The sequence below is a fragment of the Gilliamella sp. CG35 genome, assembly GCF_046635745.1.
Classification (GTDB): domain Bacteria; phylum Pseudomonadota; class Gammaproteobacteria; order Enterobacterales; family Orbaceae; genus Gilliamella; species Gilliamella apicola_I.
Map to the genome: position 1 here is coordinate 1 of NZ_JBIDFH010000038.1, position 1,631 is coordinate 1,631.

Consider the following 1,631-nt stretch of genomic DNA (forward strand, 5'->3'; position numbering starts at 1 on the left):
CACTTACGAGCTCTTCGTAAGGAGGTGATCCAACCGCAGGTTCCCCTACGGTTACCTTGTTACGACTTCACCCCAGTCATGAATCACACCGTGGTAAACGCCCTCCCGAAGGTTAAGCTATCTACTTCTGGTGCAACCCACTCCCATGGTGTGACGGGCGGTGTGTACAAGGCCCGGGAACGTATTCACCGTGACATTCTGATTCACGATTACTAGCGATTCCGACTTCATGGAGTCGAGTTGCAGACTCCAATCCGGACTTAGACGTACTTTCTGAGGTCCGCTTGCTCTCGCGAGGTCGCCTCCCTTTGTATACGCCATTGTAGCACGTGTGTAGCCCTGGTCGTAAGGGCCATGATGACTTGACGTCGTCCCCACCTTCCTCCGCTTTATCAACGGCAGTCTCCTTTGAGTTCCCGACCTAATCGATGGCAACAAAGGATAAGGGTTGCGCTCGTTGCGGGACTTAACCCAACATTTCACAACACGAGCTGACGACAGCCATGCAGCACCTGTCTCACAGTTCCCGAAGGCACTCCAGCATCTCTGCCAGATTCTGTGGATGTCAAGACCAGGTAAGGTTCTTCGCGTTGCATCGAATTAAACCACATGCTCCACCGCTTGTGCGGGCCCCCGTCAATTCATTTGAGTTTTAACCTTGCGGCCGTACTCCCCAGGCGGTCGATTTATCGCGTTAGCTTCGGAGCCCATCACTCAGGGCAACAAACTCCAAATCGACATCGTTTACAGCGTGGACTACCAGGGTATCTAATCCTGTTTGCTCCCCACGCTTTCGCATCTCAGCGTCAGTATCTGTCCAGAAGGCCGCCTTCGCCACCGGTATTCCTCCACATCTCTACGCATTTCACCGCTACACGTGGAATTCTACCTTCCTCTACAATACTCCAGATAACCAGTTTTAAGTGCAATTCCCAGGTTGAGCCCGGGGCTTTCACACCTAACTTAATTATCCGCCTACATGCCCTTTACGCCCAGTCATTCCGATTAACGCTCGCACCCTCCGTATTACCGCGGCTGCTGGCACGGAGTTAGCCGGTGCTTCTTCTGTAGCTAACGTCAATTGCATGCACTTTTCATACACACAACTTCCTCACTACCGAAAGTACTTTACAACCCGAAGGCCTTCTTCATACACGCGGCATGGCTGCATCAGGGTTCCCCCCATTGTGCAATATTCCCCACTGCTGCCTCCCGTAGGAGTCTGGACCGTGTCTCAGTTCCAGTGTGGCTGGTCATCCTCTCAGACCAGCTAGAGATCGTCGCCTTGGTGAGCCTTTACCACACCAACTAGCTAATCCCATATGGGTTCATCAAATGGCGCACGTCCTTGCGGAACCGTACTTTGGTCTCTCAACTTTATGCGGTATTAGCAGTCGTTTCCAACTGTTGTCCCCCTCCATTTGGCAGATCCCCATACCTTACTCACCCGTCCGCCACTCGTCATCAAGTGCAAGCACTCATGTTACCGTTCGACTTGCATGTGTTAAGCCTGCCGCCAGCGTTCAATCTGAGCCATGATCAAACTCTTCAATTTAAAGTTTGATGCTCAATAACTGTTTCTGACATATTCAAATGAATCTTCAGTGTCACTTATCAAGACTTAATTTTTT

The 1,631-nt window shown here is 51.2% G+C and carries 1 rRNA gene; it reads right to left on the reverse strand.

The window, feature by feature from the left end:
* Nucleotides 1-17: 17 nt before the first annotated feature.
* A 16S ribosomal RNA gene (locus tag ACGH4F_RS09550) occupies nucleotides 18-1,555 on the reverse strand.
* Between the last annotated feature and the right edge of the window lie 76 nt (nucleotides 1,556-1,631).